This is a genomic window from Gracilibacillus pellucidus (genome assembly GCF_033949965.1).
Taxonomy (GTDB): domain Bacteria; phylum Bacillota; class Bacilli; order Bacillales; family Amphibacillaceae; genus Gracilibacillus; species Gracilibacillus pellucidus.
Genome location: NZ_JAWZSR010000002.1, coordinates 216,050 through 235,380, shown reverse-complemented (window position 1 = coordinate 235,380; position 19,331 = coordinate 216,050). Strand labels below are relative to the sequence as shown.

General features: G+C 37.1%; 16 protein-coding genes and 1 riboswitch. Of the genes, 1 reads left to right on the top strand and 15 read right to left on the bottom strand.

Annotated elements, in window-relative coordinates; genetic code table 11:
• Window positions 1–27: 27 nt before the first annotated feature.
• On the top strand, window positions 28–1,923 hold the full coding sequence (locus SH601_RS04475; protein WP_319957052.1) for a PTS fructose transporter subunit IIABC: 1,896 nt from the start codon (window positions 28–30) through the stop codon (window positions 1,921–1,923).
• Window positions 1,924–2,050: 127 nt separating this feature from the next.
• Here the strand turns inward: SH601_RS04475 and SH601_RS04470 are convergent, their stop codons facing one another.
• The 15 genes from SH601_RS04470 to SH601_RS04400 all read right to left on the bottom strand — a co-directional run bounded on the left by SH601_RS04470 (window position 2,051) and on the right by SH601_RS04400 (window position 19,280).
• Window positions 2,051–2,722, bottom strand: coding sequence for an ABC transporter ATP-binding protein (locus tag SH601_RS04470; protein WP_319957051.1), 672 nt, complete (start codon window positions 2,720–2,722; stop codon window positions 2,051–2,053).
• Window positions 2,715–3,827 (bottom strand): ABC transporter permease, encoded by a 1,113-nt coding sequence (locus SH601_RS04465; RefSeq protein WP_319957050.1) that lies wholly within the window; start codon window positions 3,825–3,827, stop codon window positions 2,715–2,717. The genes SH601_RS04470 and SH601_RS04465 overlap by 8 nt, the downstream gene beginning before the upstream one ends.
• Entirely contained in the window at window positions 3,824–5,050 is a 1,227-nt protein-coding gene (locus SH601_RS04460; protein ID WP_319957049.1) for an ABC transporter permease, read from the bottom strand. Before SH601_RS04460 ends, SH601_RS04465 begins: the two co-directional genes overlap by 4 nt.
• Window positions 5,051–5,186: 136 nt before the next feature.
• Entirely contained in the window at window positions 5,187–6,755 is a 1,569-nt protein-coding gene (locus tag SH601_RS04455) for a DUF6583 family protein (RefSeq protein ID WP_319957048.1), read from the bottom strand.
• 238 nt (window positions 6,756–6,993) lie between these two features.
• Window positions 6,994–7,722, bottom strand: a complete 729-nt coding sequence (locus tag SH601_RS04450) for an NAD-dependent epimerase/dehydratase family protein (protein ID WP_319957047.1) — start codon at window positions 7,720–7,722, stop codon at window positions 6,994–6,996.
• Between the two features lie 147 nt (window positions 7,723–7,869).
• On the bottom strand, window positions 7,870–8,469 hold the full coding sequence (gene cysC / locus SH601_RS04445) for an adenylyl-sulfate kinase (RefSeq protein ID WP_319957046.1): 600 nt from the start codon (window positions 8,467–8,469) through the stop codon (window positions 7,870–7,872).
• On the bottom strand, window positions 8,466–9,653 hold the full coding sequence (gene sat / locus SH601_RS04440; RefSeq protein WP_319957045.1) for a sulfate adenylyltransferase: 1,188 nt from the start codon (window positions 9,651–9,653) through the stop codon (window positions 8,466–8,468). Before sat ends, cysC begins: the two co-directional genes overlap by 4 nt.
• Window positions 9,653–11,365 (bottom strand): assimilatory sulfite reductase (NADPH) hemoprotein subunit, encoded by a 1,713-nt coding sequence (gene cysI / locus SH601_RS04435; RefSeq protein WP_319957044.1) that lies wholly within the window; start codon window positions 11,363–11,365, stop codon window positions 9,653–9,655. Before cysI ends, sat begins: the two co-directional genes overlap by 1 nt.
• 12 nt (window positions 11,366–11,377) lie before the next feature.
• Window positions 11,378–13,177: an assimilatory sulfite reductase (NADPH) flavoprotein subunit gene (locus SH601_RS04430; RefSeq protein WP_319957043.1), complete on the bottom strand. Its 1,800-nt coding sequence runs from the start codon at window positions 13,175–13,177 to the stop codon at window positions 11,378–11,380.
• 58 nt (window positions 13,178–13,235) lie between these two features.
• Window positions 13,236–13,964, bottom strand: a complete 729-nt coding sequence (locus tag SH601_RS04425; protein WP_319957042.1) for a phosphoadenylyl-sulfate reductase — start codon at window positions 13,962–13,964, stop codon at window positions 13,236–13,238.
• A 73-nt stretch (window positions 13,965–14,037) separates the two neighbouring features.
• A riboswitch (SAM riboswitch) is annotated at window positions 14,038–14,153 on the bottom strand.
• A 263-nt stretch (window positions 14,154–14,416) separates the two neighbouring features.
• Window positions 14,417–15,361 carry an aldo/keto reductase family protein gene (locus tag SH601_RS04420; protein WP_319957041.1) on the bottom strand — a complete coding sequence of 315 codons (945 nt, stop codon included), beginning with the start codon at window positions 15,359–15,361 and terminating at the stop codon, window positions 14,417–14,419.
• A 392-nt stretch (window positions 15,362–15,753) separates the two neighbouring features.
• Entirely contained in the window at window positions 15,754–16,332 is a 579-nt protein-coding gene (locus SH601_RS04415; RefSeq protein ID WP_319957040.1) for a bifunctional transcriptional activator/DNA repair enzyme AdaA, read from the bottom strand.
• Window positions 16,333–16,438: 106 nt separating this feature from the next.
• A complete protein-coding gene (locus SH601_RS04410) occupies window positions 16,439–17,677 on the bottom strand; it encodes an APC family permease (RefSeq protein ID WP_319957039.1) in 1,239 nt (412 codons plus the stop codon).
• A 444-nt stretch (window positions 17,678–18,121) separates the two neighbouring features.
• Window positions 18,122–18,367, bottom strand: a complete 246-nt coding sequence (locus SH601_RS04405) for a hypothetical protein (RefSeq protein ID WP_319957038.1) — start codon at window positions 18,365–18,367, stop codon at window positions 18,122–18,124.
• Between the two features lie 88 nt (window positions 18,368–18,455).
• Entirely contained in the window at window positions 18,456–19,280 is an 825-nt protein-coding gene (locus tag SH601_RS04400; RefSeq protein ID WP_319957037.1) for a DUF2268 domain-containing putative Zn-dependent protease, read from the bottom strand.
• Window positions 19,281–19,331: the final 51 nt, after the last annotated feature.

Sequence of the window (19,331 nt, the reverse complement as noted above, 5' to 3'; positions counted from 1 at the left end):
ATAGTATTTGAAGAAAGGATGGAAGCTATGAAAATAACAGAGCTTTTAAAGCGTAATATCGTTATTATGGATGCGAAGGCGCAGTCAAAAGATGAAATTATTGAAGAAATTGCTACAAAATTAGCTGACGGTAATTACTTGCAAGATAAACAGCAATTTGTTCAAGCAATTTGGGATAGAGAGAACCAAAGTAGTACAGGTATCGGGGAGACAGTAGCAATTCCCCACGCAAAAACAAGTGCAGTAGCAACACCTGCGATTGCTTTTGCAAGATCAAAAGCTGGACTAGACTATGAATCATTGGATGGCCAGCCAGCACATCTATTCTTTATGATTGCTGCGAGTGAAGGAGCAAACAATGACCACTTACAAACATTATCAAGACTTTCGACATTGTTAATTGATGAAGATTTTCGTAATCAACTAATGGAAGCATCAAATGAGGATGAAATTTTACGAATTATTGATGCGAAAGAAGAAGAAAAGCTTGGTAAACAAGAAGAGGAAGCAAAAGAAGCGGCGTCAACAAGCACAGAAGCTTCTTCTGGACCAGAACTATTAGCTGTTACAGGTTGTCCAACAGGTATTGCCCACACATATATGGCAGCTGATGCATTGAAAGCGAAAGCAGAAGAATTAGGTGTATCAATTAAGGTAGAAACAAACGGTTCAGACGGTGTCAAAGGCCGTTTAACAGATGAAGAAATTAAAAACGCTAAAGCGATTATCGTTGCAGCAGATACGAAGATTGAAATGGATCGTTTTGCTGGTAAACAAGTTCTGCGCCGTGGTGTAACAGACGGTATTCGTAAAACAGAAGAATTAATCGATACAGCATTAAAAGGTGAAGCACCTGTTTATCAAGCAGAAGGAAGTGGAGAAACATCTTCTAGTTCGAGCTCAGCAGGATCTTCTTTCTATAAGCACTTAATGAACGGTGTATCTAATATGCTACCATTTGTTGTTGGTGGTGGGGTACTAATCGCTATTTCCTTCTTCTTTGGAATCAATTCAGCAGACCCATCAGATCCAAGTTACAATGCGTTTGCTGCGCTAATCAATGATATTGGTTCAGAGTATGCATTTGGCTTAATGGTGGCAGTATTAGCTGGTTTCATTGGTATGAGTATTGCCGATCGACCAGGTTTTGCTCCAGCAATGATCGGTGGATTTATGGCGTTTGCTGGTGATGCAGGATTCCTTGGTGGTTTAATTGCCGGTTTCCTAGGTGGTTATGTAGCAGTAGGGGTGAAGAAAGTATTAGCTCACTTGCCAAAAACATTTGACGGTATTAAAACAATCCTGTTCTTCCCGGTGATTAACATCTTTATTACCGGAGTGCTTATGCACCTTATCATAGGTCCAATCGCTTCGCTTATGTCTGCTCTAGAATCATGGTTAGGTGGTTTAACGGGAGCGAATGTATTATTACTAGGCTTAATCCTAGGTGGAATGATGGCAATTGATATGGGTGGTCCGATTAATAAAACTGCCTTTACGTTCGGTATTGCAATGATTGATGCAGGACTATTAGGTCCACATGCAGCAGTTATGGCAGGTGGTATGGTACCACCATTAGCATTAGCTCTTGCAACAACAATTTTCCGTAACAAGTTTACACAAGAACAACGTGATGCAGGTAAGACAAACTATGCTTTAGGTGCATTCTTTATTTCGGAAGGTGCGATTCCATTTGCAGCAGCAGACCCAGGACGAGTAATTCCGTCTATGGTTGTCGGTTCAGCTGTTGCTGGTGGATTAGCAATGTACTTCGGTACTGGTTTACCAGCGCCACATGGTGGAATCTTCGTAATTCCAGCAGTTGAGGGAAGTCCATGGCTATATGTCCTATCTATTTTGGTCGGTACGATTATCTCCGCATTAATGGTTGGTTTTTGGAAGAAACCAGTAAACAACAAATAATGAGAAAAAGCTATTCCGTGGATGAAAGCGGAATAGCTTTTTTGAATAGTAAAGACAATATAAAATTTGTGTGCTTACCTAGCTCAGAGTCTCAAGAAATCGAGTACTTTGATTATAATTGCCTGACTTAAAATGAAAGCACCTCTTTGCCAGCTTCTTTTAATAAATCTTTATAGAATGGGTCTTTTCCAATCGTAATAATGCGGTCGCAAAGTGCCGTTATTTCATCCATGTCATGTGAGGTGTAGATAATCGTTTTGTTGTGTGTTGTTGCTTGTTCACGCAAATAGGCACCAATTTCCTTTCTAGATTTTAAATCGATTCCTACAGTCGGTTCATCTAACAAGAGTAAATCTGGGTCGTGAATGAAGCTAATAGCCAGATTGAGTTTTCGCTTCATTCCCCCAGATAGATTTTTTACAGGATCCTGCCAGCGATCTAAATGCATGTCTTGGCATATTTGTTGTAATTGAGAAGTTGATTTATTCTCCCAAGCTAGCTTTTCAAAAAACACCATATTCTCTTTCACTGTGAGTTCTTCCCAAACTGCAATATCTTGCGGAACAAAGCCGATTTTTCTACGGATTTTTGACTTATATTTTTGATAGCTCCATTCGTTAAAGTAAATGTCACCTGATGTTGGCTTCAGTGTTGTTGCTAGTATTTGGAGTAACGTGGATTTTCCGGCACCGTTTTCACCGACTAGTCCTACAATTTCTCCTCGTTCTATCTCGAAAGATAACGGGTCTAAAACTATTTTTTTAGGATATTTTTTGGTGATATTCGTCACCTTAAGCATATTTTTTCCCCTCTTTCACATACCATATAATCATTCCGATGACACAAATACCAAGCCAAAAGGTAGTAGGTTCCCCATTTAAGAAGTGACGTAATGGATTGAGCCATTGTAACAATTGGTTGTTTGGGCTAAATGGCAGAAACGTTCCACTTATGACGATTAGTACAAGTGTCCACATAATAGCAGCCACATAGCTTGCATATGCATGTCGAATAAGGCTAACAAATAAGAAAGCAAATAAACAGATCATCATTCGAAAGGTTACGAGTGATAAGATGTTGATGGTTACTTGATAGACAAAGTAGAAAACTAGTGCAGTAATCAAATCAATGAACAAAAGCCCAATTAGATAAATAAATACATTCATGAGCATATAGGCTGGATACGTTATTTTGGTAAAAGGGAAGCGCACACGCACTTTAGTTTTCTGTTCTTTGATGACCCAATCAAATAGTAATATCGTCACTAACATGGTAGCAAAAGCCCAAATGATCCATGGATTCCATAAAGTATTGGAAGGGGCGATTGGTTCTGAATCAGTGTCATAACGGAACTCATTTTGTAATAAATCTTCTTCTTGTTCTATTTGTCTAGATTTTTCGATTATTTCATCTATTGCCCAATTTTGTTCTCCGTTTAATTGCCGCTCTAAATTCATAACAGCATCTGCTGCTTTGCTTCTTCCAGTGTCCTGTTGGATGATGGAGACGATCATTTCTCTTACAGGAGTATAGGCAAAGGAGCGATCGGAATAATAACTGGTTAATACGTTTTTTCTATTTCCATTATGGATGTTTTCCTCATAACCTGCTCGAATAATAAACACACTGTCCAACTCATGCTGTTCTAATTTGCGAATGGCCTCACGCTCTGATAATGATGTCACAGATACAAGGGAGGAATCTTCGATCGCTTCTAATAATAAGTGAGATGCTGAAGAATCTTCCTCCAATACCATACCGATCGGAACATTCATATCATCTTGTGCCGTTTCAGCAATATAAACAAAACCGACCGTAACAAGTAACGGAAGTAAAATCCAGCAAGTAAGACTAAACGATTGTTTTTTCAACAATAGGAAACGAGTATATATAATATCTTTCATGAAGAGATACGCTCCTTTCCGAAAGAAAAGATAGCAAGTATCAGCGAACCGATAATAGCGGTCCACATTAATGGTTGTAATTCAGCATAATACCTACCATTTAGGATGATTTGCTCTACCCAATGAAAAGATTGGTGGGAAAAACTAAAAGTAAAAGCCTCTTCTAAATAACGAGGAAAATAAATCTTTGGAATAAGTGCTCCACTAAATAAAATGACGATTCCCGTGAAAAGGGTTTGTATGAGCACCGTTAATTTAGTAGAAGAAATCACCCAATCGAGCAATATTAAGCATTGTAAAAAGATGATGCTATGTAAAAGAACTAATAAGCTAACTCTCCCATAATTTTCTGCTGCAATACTTATTTCCTCAAAGAAATACGCTAAAAAACGAAAAGATATTATCGCTAAAATGGCTGTTATAAAAAGCGTTACAACACTATTGGCGATTTTCTGTTCCAAGTCTGTCACACCATAAAGCTTCATTCGTTTTTTCAGGTTTCTACTATTGTCTTTATGTAATAGCGAGTAGATCAAGAATAACCAAATCGTCACTAATGAAAACCATCCTGCAATACTAAAATAGAGAATAGGAGAATTGGTTGCATTATTCGTCACTTGATTTTCTTTCACAGCGGTATCTCCACCAAGTACGTAGAAGAAATAGTTAACAAACTGTTCTAATAGTAGGGATGTTCTTTCCTCATCCTCCATATGTAGCTGTTTTGCATAATAGTTTATCGTTAAAATATTCGCTTGTGAACTGCGAATGTGTCGTGTAACGGTCTCGACTAATTCATTCACAAGCTCACTTTCAACTGGTTGATCAGGGTTACCAATAATAGATAGTTGTGATCTTTCACCATCTATCATTTTCTGAAAAAAGTTATCTGGAAATAGAATGTAAGAACTGATCTGATTATTTTTAATAGACTTCTCCGCATCTGATTGGTCCATTCTTTTCATTTCCATATAATCGCCTATTTGAGATGACTCTTCTAATAATGTAACAATCAGATCTGTTTCTTCTGATTGGTCTAAATCTACAAGTCCAATTTCAATCGAATTATCTTCCCCCACATCCAACGTGGAAATGATGATAAACGCTAAAAGTCCAAGTAGAAGGAGTGGAGACAGTAGAAGAAGAGGAAGTGATAACCACTTCCTCCTAAGTTGTGTTAGATTATTTTTAATAAATAAAACGATATGTTTAAGAAATTGCATATATGTCACCTGCTTTTATCATGGTGAAATCGCCCATAACCCTCTGTTTCAAGATAGGAGAGAGGATAAACGAACGCTAACAATCAATGAGAGTTTTAAACTCCCATTGATTGAAGTCTCACTTTGTTTCAATAGATTAGAACATACCTGGTCCCATAAATGAATTGAGCCATATATCTAGTTGATCTGCAACGTCTGTTTCAAGATAATCAAAGATTTCGTCTCCAGTCATATCACCGAGATCTGTCACTTGATCAGAACTTGGGATGTCGATGTTATCAGTTGTTGTTCCTTCTTCTGTGACGAAGATTGACAATGTATCTTGATTGAACGTAAATCCGTCTTCTGCATAAAACGTATGATCAACCGTCATTTGATCCTTTTCATAATGAGCATCACCTAGCCAATAAAGTGCGAATACAGGAACGCCAAATTCTGTAACGGAGATACTGCGCTCAAAATTCTTATTTCCGTCATCTTGCTTCTCTTGGTTTAGTTCGATAGTCAAGGCTACATCAGATGCAGAAAAGGAAATGATATCTTCTGTTTCACCATCATTATCTGTTAAATCCAATTGAACTGTTGCTGTTTCTTCCGTATAACCATCATTTAATGTGATGTTATAGGTCATTGTTTGATTTTCATCTGTTTGTTCATTTGTTCCATCGATAGTGAGTTCGATTGTTTCCCCTTGATATTCCACCTGGAAATCTAGTTCACGTTGTACGATTATATGATTGTTTATCCAAATAGTAGATTGGAATCCATCAGGGAATGCTACTTGTTCCATATTTGTAGCAGCTTGATTTAGTGCTTCAGTGAACGCTTCTTTTAAAGAATCGATTTGATCGTCTGCAACGGTATTATCAACGAACTCCATATAAGAAATTTGATCGATTAGGATCGTTTGCAGTTTTTCATCTTGTGCCATTTTATTAAGAAGATTCTTTAAAATGATTTTTGTTTCGTCTTCTGATAGATTGAATGAAATTTTACTTGTATTTACATCATTACTACCAACTGTTATTTGTTCTTTTTCTCCTTCAAATGCTTCTTCCGGAAGTTCTTCATATAAATATTGTACATATTCTTCATTTATATATTCGATATCTTCTTCTGGAAGTGGACCCTCATTGAAAAGTGTACTGAAATCTAGGTTTTCTTCGCCAGTAAAATAATAAGGATCTGCAGCTTGTAAAACTTTCCCTAAGTCATCGCCATTGAATTGAATAATGTCATCAAGAAAAGGCAAACCAATATATACATCATTTTCTTCTATATATGTCTCAATTCCGTTTAATTCAATGCCTGCCATAGAGGCAGAGATGTTTGCTGCAGCTTTTTGATTACTTGTATCTAAAGCTGTATCTACCGTAATATTCGCGTTATTGATAATCTGACCAGGTCCTGCTTCACCCATTCCTAGATCATTTGTCTGCCCAGTGATTTCATAGGTGCTTTCAATAGCATGCTCTTTCGTATGTTCTTTCCAAGCCAGCTCATCTTGGAATCTAGATTCGAATGTTTCTTGTAGTTGTTCGAATGTGCTTTTTTCTGCTAAGAAGTAGTCTTCTTTCGTTGAAGTACTGACTAAAGCTTGAACGGTAAAGATACCGGCAATAAGCACTATAGCAATAATTGCAACAATAAGTATCCATTTAGGCTTTTTCTGTGTACTACCTTCTTGCTGTACCATATCTGTCATTTAATATGTTCCTCCTCAATAATAAATGCGCAACTTCCTACCTATAATATTAATTTATGAAAAGCATTAATCTTATAAGGAAATTACATCCAACTAATAAAATAGCATGCTAGGATGGATATATCTATGTTTTCGACATTAATAGACATAAAAGGGGAAGAAAGTTTCATAGTAGTGTGGTAAATGTTTTTAGGATGGTTATAAAGACCTAATTGTAGGTACAAGTAATGGGGAATGATTATTTTCGTTCAGGTGAAAAGCCGAGCTCTTTAATAGTATTGGATAGGTCCCATGGTTTATCTGTATTATTGGATACCCCATAATAGGTTCCGAATTTAATCGTTGATTCAATGGCAGCAGAAAAAAGCTTACCAAGATCATTTTTGGAAAGTAATGTACGAGATAGACGGTCAGTTTTCTTCATGGCCACTAACTCATTTTCATTTGGTACGGAGCCAATACGAATATTAAGGATAGACAGATCTGTGTGTAAGGAAAAAATAAATCCAGCTTGTTCGGAGGCAATCTTTAATACACCGTAAAGCCCTTTCGGAGCAGGGTAATCCTGTGTTGTGATTTCACGGCCTAGTTTAGAGTAGCCATTCTCCTCATAATAATCTGTTACATGATTGCTGCTGGCGAAAATAACCTTTGGTATCTTGTACATGTCTGCAATGAACATCATGTAATAGCTCGCCTTAAAAAAGACATCTGTCATCTGATTGAAAACCTCTGTAGGCTCAATAGCTTGAGAAGTTTCGATGCGAAGCAAATTAATCAACACATCTGTATCTTCTGGAATAGCTTCCGTTAAACTTTGCATATCCGTAGCATCTACATAACAATGAGTGGCAGTATTTTGTTTAATGCTTTTATCTAGAACAAGCAAGTCATAATCTTCGTGTAATTGCTTCAATAAAATATCACCAACTGTGCCAGCTCCACCAATAATCGTAACTTTTTTCATATATATCTGTCCTTTCTACATCTGTTAGAAGTAGTGTGGCTCTTTTTTTCTTGAAGATACATACAGTTTGTTTTTTAGGGTTGGGGGGGAGGCGAGACAAAAGGAAGGACAAAATACGAAACAATCGTATTCTGTCCTGCTGGTCAATTAAATATATTGTTGTCCTTTTAGGTAGTTAATTATTTCTTCTACTGCTTCTTCAACTGAACTATTTTCGGTATCAATCACTAATTCAGGTGAAGTTGGTTCTTCATATGGTGCATCAATGCCTGTAAAGCCTTTGATTTCGCCAGATCGTGCTTTTTGATAGAGACCTTTTGGATCACGTGCCTCACAGCTTTCCAAGCTACATTTTACATATACTTCGACAAACTCACCATCTGCTAAAAGCTCTCTCACTTTATCACGGTCTTCTTGATATGGTGAGATAAAGGCAGTAAGTGTAATAAGTCCAGCATCATTTAGCAATTTAGCGACTTCGCCAATACGTCTAATATTCTCTTTACGGTCTTCTGGACTAAAGCCTAAATTATTATTTAAGCCATGGCGAATATTGTCGCCATCCAATCGATAAGAGCGAATACCTTCTTCAAATAATGCTTTTTCTAACTCTACTGTAATCGTTGATTTACCTGATCCTGAAAGTCCAGTAAACCATAATACAGGGCTTTTGTGATTATTTTGTTTCGTTCGATCTTGCTTCGTTATGACAGAGTCATGCCATACAATATTTTTCGTTTCTGTCATGCTTTCTCGCCCCTTTGCAAGCCTTTAATCAGTACTGCTGCAACTTCTGGTCTAGAAAATTCAGGTGGTAAGGATTCTCCATTACGCAATTTTTCACGTACTTTCGTTCCGCTTAAATGAACGTGCTGATCCTTGTCATGTGGGCATGTTTTGGATGTAGCCATGTTGCTGCATTTTGTGCAATAGAAAGCATGCTCGAATTTGAAAATTTGAATATCTATTTCATCCTCGTACTGTGCAATTAACTCTTGCGCTTCATATGTTCCGTAGTAATCACCGACACCTGCATGATCACGTCCGACAATAAAATGTGTACATCCGTAATTTTTACGAACGAGTGCATGTAAAATAGCCTCACGTGGACCTGCATAACGCATAGCGGCAGGGTATATAACGAGATTAGTACGGCCTTTTGGATAATAATTTTGCAAAATAACTTGATAACTTTCCATACGAATGTCTGCTGGAATATCATCAGATTTTGTTTCACCAACTAGTGGGTTTAACAATAGGCCATCAACTGTTTCTAAAGCAGATTTTTGAATATATTCATGTGCACGGTGAACAGGATTTCGCGTTTGGAAACCAACTACTGTTTTCCAACCTAAATCTTGAAATAGTTGACGTGTTTCTCTAGGATCAAGGTAAAAATCTTTAAATTCGTCATGACGCGGGCGATTAAGTAAGGTAATGGGACCGGCTAAATAGACATTACCTTTCTCGTACAGTTTTTTTACACCTGGGTGTGCTTCTTCTGTAGTACCGTACACTAATTGTGCTTCTTTTTCTTTGTCATACGTGTATTTTTCCTCTAAGTCTAATGTTCCGTAAAGGACACCATCTTCACCATATAAGGCAACACGCTCTCCAATGGTTAAACGCTCCGCTTCTTCTTCTGTAGCAGCCAAATTAATGGGAATACTCCAAACAGACCCATCTGTTAAATGAAGATTTTCCACGACTTCTAGATAATCATTTTTACCAAGAAATCCGGTTAATGGGCTGAATCCGCCAATGGCGATCAGTTCCAGATCTGAAATAGTCCAAGCATTAATGGTTAGTGATGAAAGGTGTTCTGCTTCCTTTAGTAAAGTATCCCGTTCGGCACCGGTTGCCTCTCGATTAATTAATGTACCTCCATGTGGCTTAATCGTCTCTACTGCTTTTTCTGTCGTTACAACCATTATAAAACTCCTTTCGGTTCTTGATGGAATTGTTGTCCATCATATACTTCTTTTACATAGCCATTACGAACGACAAAATCGCCAAAATGTTCTTTATCTAAGCGGTTTTGCGCAAAATCATGAATCAACTCTTTTAGAATGGCTAAAATTTCTTCTTCACCGATGTTTTCGCGGTATAGTTGATTTAAACGATCACCAGTGAAGCTACCACCTAGATACATGTTGTATTTCCCTGGTGCTTTTCCGATAAAGGCAACTTCTGCTAGAGCAGGTCGTGCACAGCCATTTGGACAACCAGACATTCTAATGACAATCTCCTCATCTTTAATACCTTCTGCTTCGAGGATGTCTTCCACTTTCGTAATTAAACTAGGTAAATAACGTTCAGACTCTGCCATTGCTAACGCACATGTAGGTAGTGCAACACATGCGATGGAATTTTTACGTAAGCCAGAGTATTTTTTCTCATCTTGAATACCGTAACTTTCAAGAATTTCAATAATTTTTTTCTTTTTCTGTGCTGTTGCATTGGCGATAACTAGATTTTGGTTTGGTGTTAAACGGAAATCACCTGTATGGATATGGGCGATTTCTCGTAATGCTGTTCTTAATTGATAGCCATCTTCATCTTTTACACGTCCGTTTTCGATGAAAAGGGTAAGGTGCCATCTGTTTTTACCTTTGACCCAACCATATCTGTCACCATTATGGTCAAATTTATAATCTTTTGCTTCTGTTAATTCCCACCCCAGTCGTTCAGCTAGCTCTTGTTTGAACCAATCAAGCCCGTAACGATCGATGGTATATTTGAATCTCGCGTTTTTACGATCCGATCTGTTGCCATAATCACGCTGAATAGTAACGATCTTTTCTGTTACATCGACAATGTTCTCTTTTGGAGCATATCCAGCAATTTTCCCAAGCTGCGGATATGTTTTTGTGTTCCCGTGAGTAGATCCCATACCACCACCAACGACGATATTAAAGCCTTGTAATTGATCATTTTCCAGAATCGCAATTAATCCGATATCTTGTGAAAATACATCAATATCATTAGAAGGAGGGACCGCGATTCCGATTTTAAATTTTCGAGGCAAATAGGTTTTTCCGTAGATAGGCTCTACTTCCTCTTTTGAGTCGATTACTTTCTTTTGATCTAACCATATTTCATGGTAAGCACCTGTTTTAGGTGATAGGTGATCACTAATGGCTTGTGCCCAATCTTGTACTTCTTGATGGACATCTGATTGATAAGGATTGGGATTACACATGACATTTCGGTTTACGTCTCCACATGCAGCGATAGTTGTCATGGAAACTTTGTTAATGGTTTTTATCGTATCTTTTAAATTCCATTTTAAGATGCCGTGTAATTGAAAGGCTTGGCGAGTCGTTAGTTTAATCGTGTTATCACCATACGCTTCTGCCAAGTCGTCTGTTGCAAGCCATTGCTCAGGTGTTGCGACACCACCAGGGATAGCAATTCGTAGCATAAATTGATAAGCAGGCTCTAATTTTTGTTTTCGGCGTTCATCACGAATATCCCGATCATCTTGTTGATAGCTGCCGTGGAATTTTAATAATTTCGTATCATCTTCTGATATAGCAGCGGTTATCGGATCATCTAAACCTTCTTGAATCGTACCTCTCAAATAACGACTTTCATCTTTCAGTTTTTCCATTGGATCAAGTTTCTTCGGATCATTTACCATATGTCATCCCCCTTAATACACATCGCGTTGATATCTTTTTTCGTGTTTTAATTGATTGATATATTCTTTTGCTTCTTCTTCGCTAAGGTTACCTTCTTGGCTGATGATAGAAATCAATGTATCATGTACGTCTTTTGCCATTCTCTTTTCATCTCCACAAACATAAAGGTGTGCACCAGCTTCTAGCCATTCAAATAGTTCTTTTGCTTTTTCCTGCATACGATGTTGTACATATACCTTTTCATCTGTATCTCTGGAGAAGGCAACGTCCATCTTCGTTAAATAGCCTTGCTGTATCCATCTTTGCCAATCTACTTGGTAAAGGAAGTCCGTCCGGAAATGCTGATCACCGAAGAAGAGCCATGTTTTCCCTTTTAATTCAAGTTCTTCACGTTCTTCAATATACCCTCTAAACGGTGCTACGCCTGTTCCAGGTCCGATCATAATAACTGGTGTCGCCTCATCCATCGGGAATTTAAAGTTTGGATTTTTGTGTACATAAACATTGAGCTGATCTCCAGGTTTAATTCGGTCAGAGATTTCACCTGAACATACACCACTTCGATCTCGACCATGTGCCTGATATTTTACAGTTGCAACGGTTAAATGCACTTCATCTGGGTTTGCTTGATAGCTGCTTGAAATCGAGTATTGTCTAGCTGGAATTTTTCGCATGAAATGCATAATAGTTGTCGGGTCCAATTGTTCTGGTGGGTAATCAATGATTAAATCTAAGAGATCTCGACCATCAATATATGCTTTTACTTCGTCAGAATTTTGTACTAATTGTTGTAATTTTTCATTTTGGAAATAGGTGCTTGCTTTCTCCAATGATCCTTTTGTTAGTCTAGTAATCTCGAAAATGGATGTTAAGGCTTCCTGCACGGAACGGATTTCCCCTTGTTTATTAATAGGGATAGTCTGTTCAGGATTCCACTTCAATTCTTCGATAATAGCTGCTACAAGGGCTGGATCGTTTTTAGGATTAATTGCTAAACAATCACCAGGTTCATATTGGAAATTAGATCCTTCTAGTGAAATTTCGATATGTCTTGTTTCTTTGTTAGACCCTTTTCCACTAAGTACAATATTTTCTAGTACTTCAGCAGTGTATGGATTGCTTTTTGAAAAAGTTTGTTCAGTAGGTGTTACAGTAGTTGTTGGAGCATTCGTAGCACCTGCATCTTTTTGTAAAGTGGCGATTACTTCTTTTGCCCATTCTTCTGCTAATTCTTCATAATCAACGTCACAATCAACGCGTGGGTGAATTCTCGTAGCACCTAATTCTTCTAATCGTTTATCAAAGTCTTTACCTGTTTGGCAAAAGAATTCATACGACTCATCTCCAAGTGATAAAACAGAGAAATTCACATTGTCGAGTTTTGGAGCCTTACGACCGTGTAAGAACTCATGGAATTCAATGGCATTATCAGGTGGATCTCCTTCGCCGTGTGTAGCCGTAATAATAAGTAAATCTTCTACTTCTTTTAATTTTTTTGGTTTAAAATCGTCCATGCAAGATACGGTAACATCACGATTAATCTCTTTTAGCTGAGTCGATAATTGTTCTGCTAATGCTTGGCTATTACCTGTTTCGGACCCAAATAAAATAGTGACGGTACGAGTGCTTGTTTGAACAGGCTCCTTAGTTTCTACTGTTGGTGTTGGTGGTACTACGTTTGTTACTCCCTGTGAAGCAGCTAGATACCCTGCTAGCCAGTTTTTTTGTGCATCAGTTAAAGTTGGGAGAATTTGATTTAGTATTTCCGTCTGCTTTTCATCAAACGGACTGTTTACCACTTGTAATGTCAATATATTCACCTCTTTTAATTATTCCGATAGTTTTACTCGAGTTTAAGCGTAAAAAAATTTAATTGGATGTTGGTGGTGCCACATGTAAACCACATTCTGTTTTTTGAGAATTGGCCCATCTTCCTGAACGCTCGTCACTTGCATCTGTGACAGGTGATGTACACGGAACACAACCAATACTTGGATAATTTTGATCATGTAGTTTATTGTATGGTAATTGGTGCTTCTCAATATAATCCCATACATCATCCCAAGACCAATGAATTAAAGGGCAAACCTTAATTGATTGAAAGCGTTCGTCTTTGTTCAAAAAATCGGTATTCGCTCTAGTGGGTGATTGCGCTCTTCTTAAACCAGATATCCATGCAGTCGCTCCGCTAAGTGCTTCTTCCAATGGTTTTACTTTGCGGATATAGCAACATTGATCTGGTTTCCTACTCCATAAGGCAGCTCCGTGTTTTTCGCGTTGTTCATCAACAGTCAGTTCAGGCTGCTTCATTTCGATAGATAATAGTGGATAGCGCTCCTTCACTTCGTCAATCAAATCATAGGTTTCTTGAAAATGTAAACCAGTGTCTAAAAATACTAAACTAGCATCAGGCTTAACACGCGCAATCATATCAATCAAAACCATACTTTCTGCTCCAAAGCTACAAGCATAGACTAAGGAATCTCCGTATGTTTGATAGGCCCATTCTAAAATCTTTTCTGCTCCTTTTGTCGGGTCATCAGGACTTGGGGTCTCATTATTGAGCGGACTATCATAGTACGTTTCATAAGTCAGCATGAATATTTGCTCCTCCTTATTAAAAAGCCTTCTTACCAAGGTGATAAGAAGGCGAATAATCTAAGTTAATTCCTTCTCATCTTTCGGTTCAGCATATGCTGTTTCCGCAGGATTTGGCACAGTATTACGATTTAAGAACCTGTTGCCGAGGATTCACAGGGCCTGCCCCTCCACCTCTCTGGATAAGAATTGCATTTAAGTCTTTTGTTACTACTATAGTAAACAGTAGAAATAGTAAAGTCAATAACTTTAAGAAAAAAATGTAAAAATTAATACCAAGTTACTAGGTTTTAATTAAAACCCGAGCTAATATGAAAAAAAGTAACGAAATTTCAGGGTTTGCAATCGAAATATCGTTACTTTTTTGTTTATCACGGTGTAAATGTCCATAAACCTTTCGAGTATAATGAAAAGGAGTTACGGCCAATAGCCTTCACAGATGGAAGTTAATTTCATGCTTTTAATATATTCTCGATTTCTTCAATGGTTCCTGGTGCTAATTTTACGCCAGAAGCTTTAGCATTTTCTTCAATTTGTTCGGGTCTGCTTGCACCAATTAACGCACTAGAAACGTTATCCTGACGTAGTATCCAAGCAATTGCCAATTGAGTTAATGAAAGATTTTCGTTAGCTGCGATACCTTGAAGAGCTTCAACACGTTCTAAGTTTTGCTCTGTTAGAATACGAGATAAATCTAAATTTTCTTGGGCTGCGCGACTACCTGAAGGAATTGCTTCACCTTTTTTGTACTTACCAGTTAATACACCTTGAGCAAGAGGAGAGAAGACAACTTGACCAATACCATGTTTATCACTAACAGGGATGATTTCATCCTCAATATAGCGGTGAAGCATACTATAATTTGGTTGGTTGACGACAATTCGATCTAGTAGTTTCTTATCAGCTAAATGAACGGCTTCTGAAATTTGTTCGGCAGTCCATTCACTAACGCCGATATATAAGATTTTACCTTGTCGAACAAGGTCATCTAAGGCACGTAATGTTTCTTCTAATGGTGTATCTTGGTGGTAACGGTGGCAATAGTAGATGTCGACATAATCTAAACCAAGTCTTTGTAAGCTTGCATTACATTGCTCTGTAATGTGTTTGCGTGAAAGACCACGGTCATTAGGCCCATCGCCCATATCACCAAATACTTTAGTGGCAAGGACATAAGAGCTTCGTGGATATTTTTTCAATGCTTTTCCAACAATTTTTTCTGCTTCCCCACGCATATAGACGTTTGCTGTATCAAAAAAGTTAATACCTAGGTCATATGCCTTATCAATCGATGCTTCTGCTTTTTGTTCTTCTACATAGCCACCATATGTAAGCCAGCTACCTAAACTAATTTCACTAACTTTTAAACCAGTGTTACCTAAACGACGATACTCCATCAAAAAAACCTCCTTATATTATTAAGCGTTTACACAATTATAAAAGAATACTAGATAAGAATCGAATGATTTGTTTGGGATTTAATCAATCTTCGTAGTATTACTTACATTAAGCTGGAATGACGTTCCATAAGAATGTTTATGAGAGACGATTTTATGGAATGTGCTCTTGGGCATGTCGTAATTACTTGAAGTTATTGGAAGAAAATAGAGGAGCATTACCTAAAAATCTTAACCAGCATAGGCTCATTAGCGGGAATATGTTTACCATATTTTAAATTTATGGATAGGAGAATCTATAAATAAAAATGGTTTCTTGAGAGAGGTACCTCTAAAAAGTTAACTTCTTATTTAATAATAGGATGCCTTAGCTTTCTAGTTTGTTTCTGGTTCTAATTTCTAATTCCATTTTTATATCTATATTGGGATGGTGAGCACCCGCAATTTTTTTTGAAGTGTCTATAGAAACTAGAAAAATTATTATATCCTACTTGAAAGCAAATTTCTGTACTATTATGGACGGTATTCAGTAATAATTGCTGAGCTTCACGAATTCTAATGGATTCTAGATATTTTAGAGGGCTGATGTTTAACTTTTCTGTGAAAATTCGGCTTAAATAATAAGGGCTTACCCCAATTTGGAAAGCGATATAGTTTAAGGTTAATTTTTCTTGATAGTGCTGTTTTAAATAATTGATTGTAACATCAACTATTTCTTGCTGAGGATCATATGTTTTAATAGATAGTTCAGGTTGACATCTTTTACATGGTCTAAATCCTTGGTGTATAGCATCCTCAACATTTTCAAAAAAGCATATATTATCAATATTTGGAGTTTTAGATTTACAAGATGGACGACAGAAAATACCAGTTGTCCTTACCGCATAAAAAAACATTCCATCATATCTTTTATCACATGTAACTACTGCGTTCCACATTAACTCGGAAGAAAACGGAGTATTTGATTTCATGAAAAATTACTCTCCTATCAATAATGAATCTTGAAGCTAACGTATAGTAAGAAAATTCCCGTATAAATTAATTATATTCAACCTGCTTTTTAGTCAGAAGACAAAATCATTTTTGAAATGTCATATAGCTAATGTATAAAGCAATAACGATTGCCGGAACAAAAATGTACAATTGAAAGAACGGTAACACAAGGATACAAAAGATTATTGATACTAAAGAGGCGTACCAGGGTAATGTTTTATTTTTAAAAAGCTTAACACCAGCAGCCATAGAAAAAATATAGACAATCACACCTAATGAGGTTGGGATAAATAAGATATCATTAAATGCCATTGTAAAGGATTCTGTAATAATAACTCCGATACCCGCAAAACCAATTATAAAAATGACCATACGTCTTGGGATTTGCTTTGTTGGATGTATAAGCGATAATTGTTTTGGAAATGCACCGTCTCTACTTAAAGAATAACCGAGTTGTGTTAGGCTAGCTACAAATGCATTCGAAGTTCCTATACAAATGAAAAATGCCGATATAGCAGTAACGATTTGTGCGCCAATTCCTAGCGTTTCTCCCATTATAGCACCAATTGGTGAAAGATCACTTTCTATACTTCCGTATGTCCCAGTTCCGATTGTTACAAAGCTTAGTGCTAAAAATAATATTCCTATAATTATTACGCTAATAAAGGTACTATTAACAATGCTTTTATTGGGGTTCTTAAAGTGATTCGCAAGATTACAAATGGCTTCCCAGCCAAAAAATGCCCAAAATATTGCTGTTATTGCTATTCCTGTTGAATGCCATCCATTAGGCACAAAAGGAGTGAAATTATCTAAATCAATATTCGGTATTGAAACGATAACAGTAAGTGTAAGTAATAATAGTAAGCAACCACTCAGGATTAATGCGACTCTACCACTCATTTTAACTCCGTTGTAATTAGTTATACCAGCAATGATTAGAATGGTGAATGCGAGTAACCTTCTTGTAAAGTCAGAAAATCCAAAAGCATGACTAACGTAAAATGCCCCAGTTAAAGATACAATTGTTTGTCCAACTGCAGCAGTTACAAAGTAAAACCAACCTACAATATTTCCAGAATGAAATCCAAATGATCTTCTGACAAAAGTAGCTGCTCCTCCGGCATCCGGATATTCACGTGCTAGACAAGCAAATGTGTAGGCAAGTGGGAGATTAGCAATAATTACAATTATCCATGATAATATGGAGACAGGGCCTGCGATAGAAGCAGTGACGGAGGAAATAAAAAGAACTCCTGAACCTAGTATTGCGGCAATATATAATGCTATCCCTTCATATAAACCAATTGAACGTTTTTCCATAAGACATCCCTTCCTTCAGTAAAACTGTATCATTAAGTGGGAGTCTAGTACTTCTCATTTCTTGCGGTCTAATTCTAATATTTAATATTATGTTGTATAAGTCTAATCTAAAAACTTGAATCTTTAACATTCGAGAATTCGATTGTTTAGCTTGAAATTCACTAGGTGCAGATTGTTTGAGGTACCCCTGAAGTCAGGACAATACTTGAAAGATCAATTTTATCTAAGAGGAGTAAACCAAATATGGGGGGTAATTCGTATCCGAGAATTTTCTGGACAGAGTATTATTTTGGATAAAGATTACCTATTTTACTCAAAAATAATAGAGAAGCAACTAGTTAACACTTAGACTATAGATGCTAACTTGACAACAATCAGCGGGAGTCAAAAACTCCCGCTGATTGCAGTTTTACCTTATAATTATTGTAACCAGTTGCTTTGTTATTACCAAAAGAAAAACGGCAATACAGCAATAGTGGCAATAGCTCCGAGAGCAATACCGATACCTAATCCACTACCATAACCAAAGAAACCGTATCCGTATCCACCAAGCCCTCTTCTTTGAAATGGTTCAATAAATACTTTAGAACGATTTACTCTATTAATATATCCTCTATGGGTCACACCGTCTCGCGTAACAATTTTTACTGGACTACCGATGTTTCGTCTGCAGAAATCAAAATGGGACATTGTGTTGCTCCTTTCTTTACATCTAGCTACTAAATAGACTATGCAATAAAGAAAGAAGGTTGTGGTCAGTTGTTCATCGGCAATTGTATCAATTATGAAGAAAAGAACAAGTTTCAACAATACGCTCATTCGGAGTGCCAAGTAAGGTTCGGATGGAACATTGCTGTTCCTTCATATATCGCTTCACTATATTATAGCCAATGATGTAGCCAGTATTTTTTGGGGGACGACGTCCGCCATACATAATCATGTCATGTTTTGGATGGTCTCTTGTAATGCCTAGATGTGGCGCAGCCCATTTTTTCCATAATGCTTGTAGACTGTTATCCGATAGTTCTTTTATCCGTTTGTTTCCATACTCTTTTCCAACTTTCTTTCGTACAATCCATTCTGCGATTCCTTCTAATATAATAGCGTCTAATAAGTTATACTCCACTTCGTCTTTGGGAAAAAGATTAAGTCGACAAACATGGCTATATTCATGTAAAAATAAAGCGGCAATTTCACGATTACTAGCCTGTTTGTTTAAAAAGATAAATAGTTTATCAGGAAAACTAAGCCCAGCATTACTATTAAACCATTCCTTCAATTCCTTTATCTCTTCATTGGATGGTAGGATAAATATCTCTGTTTCTGGGCCATTCCATGTAGTTCTACACTTATGATAGAGAACGCGGACTTTTGTTAAGTAATCTTGCTTCAACCATTTTTCCGCGTCTGAATCGGATATTTTCGGTGAAAAAAGGCCATGTTGCCATAAGTGCTCTTGAATAACTTCCTTTGGAGTAAAATGAAAATAATCGGTGAGTGGTTCGCAAATAATGGTTTGATGTAAGGATGTTGATGTCACTCTATCTTGTTTTCTTTGTTGGATAAAATCCTTTATCCATTTATCTGTTTTATGAATAGTCATCGTTTTCTCCTTTAATAAGTCTCGCTAACTAGGGAAGGAAACCCCGTTCTT

Excerpts from the sequence above, each read along its gene's own strand:
- SH601_RS04475 (WP_319957052.1), top strand. The coding sequence starts at position 28 with ATGAAAATAACAGAGCTTTTAAAGCGTAATATCGTTATTATGGATGCG.
- SH601_RS04470 (WP_319957051.1), bottom strand. The coding sequence starts at position 2,722 with ATGCTTAAGGTGACGAATATCACCAAAAAATATCCTAAAAAAATAGTT.
- SH601_RS04465 (WP_319957050.1), bottom strand. The coding sequence starts at position 3,827 with ATGAAAGATATTATATATACTCGTTTCCTATTGTTGAAAAAACAATCG.
- SH601_RS04460 (WP_319957049.1), bottom strand. The coding sequence starts at position 5,050 with ATGCAATTTCTTAAACATATCGTTTTATTTATTAAAAATAATCTAACA.
- SH601_RS04455 (WP_319957048.1), bottom strand. The coding sequence starts at position 6,755 with ATGACAGATATGGTACAGCAAGAAGGTAGTACACAGAAAAAGCCTAAA.
- SH601_RS04450 (WP_319957047.1), bottom strand. The coding sequence starts at position 7,722 with ATGAAAAAAGTTACGATTATTGGTGGAGCTGGCACAGTTGGTGATATT.
- cysC (WP_319957046.1), bottom strand. The coding sequence starts at position 8,469 with ATGACAGAAACGAAAAATATTGTATGGCATGACTCTGTCATAACGAAG.
- sat (WP_319957045.1), bottom strand. The coding sequence starts at position 9,653 with ATGGTTGTAACGACAGAAAAAGCAGTAGAGACGATTAAGCCACATGGA.
- cysI (WP_319957044.1), bottom strand. The coding sequence starts at position 11,365 with ATGGTAAATGATCCGAAGAAACTTGATCCAATGGAAAAACTGAAAGAT.
- SH601_RS04425 (WP_319957042.1), bottom strand. The coding sequence starts at position 13,964 with ATGCTGACTTATGAAACGTACTATGATAGTCCGCTCAATAATGAGACC.
- SH601_RS04420 (WP_319957041.1), bottom strand. The coding sequence starts at position 15,361 with ATGGAGTATCGTCGTTTAGGTAACACTGGTTTAAAAGTTAGTGAAATT.
- SH601_RS04415 (WP_319957040.1), bottom strand. The coding sequence starts at position 16,332 with ATGAAATCAAATACTCCGTTTTCTTCCGAGTTAATGTGGAACGCAGTA.
- SH601_RS04410 (WP_319957039.1), bottom strand. The coding sequence starts at position 17,677 with ATGGAAAAACGTTCAATTGGTTTATATGAAGGGATAGCATTATATATT.
- SH601_RS04405 (WP_319957038.1), bottom strand. The coding sequence starts at position 18,367 with ATGTCCCATTTTGATTTCTGCAGACGAAACATCGGTAGTCCAGTAAAA.
- SH601_RS04400 (WP_319957037.1), bottom strand. The coding sequence starts at position 19,280 with ATGACTATTCATAAAACAGATAAATGGATAAAGGATTTTATCCAACAA.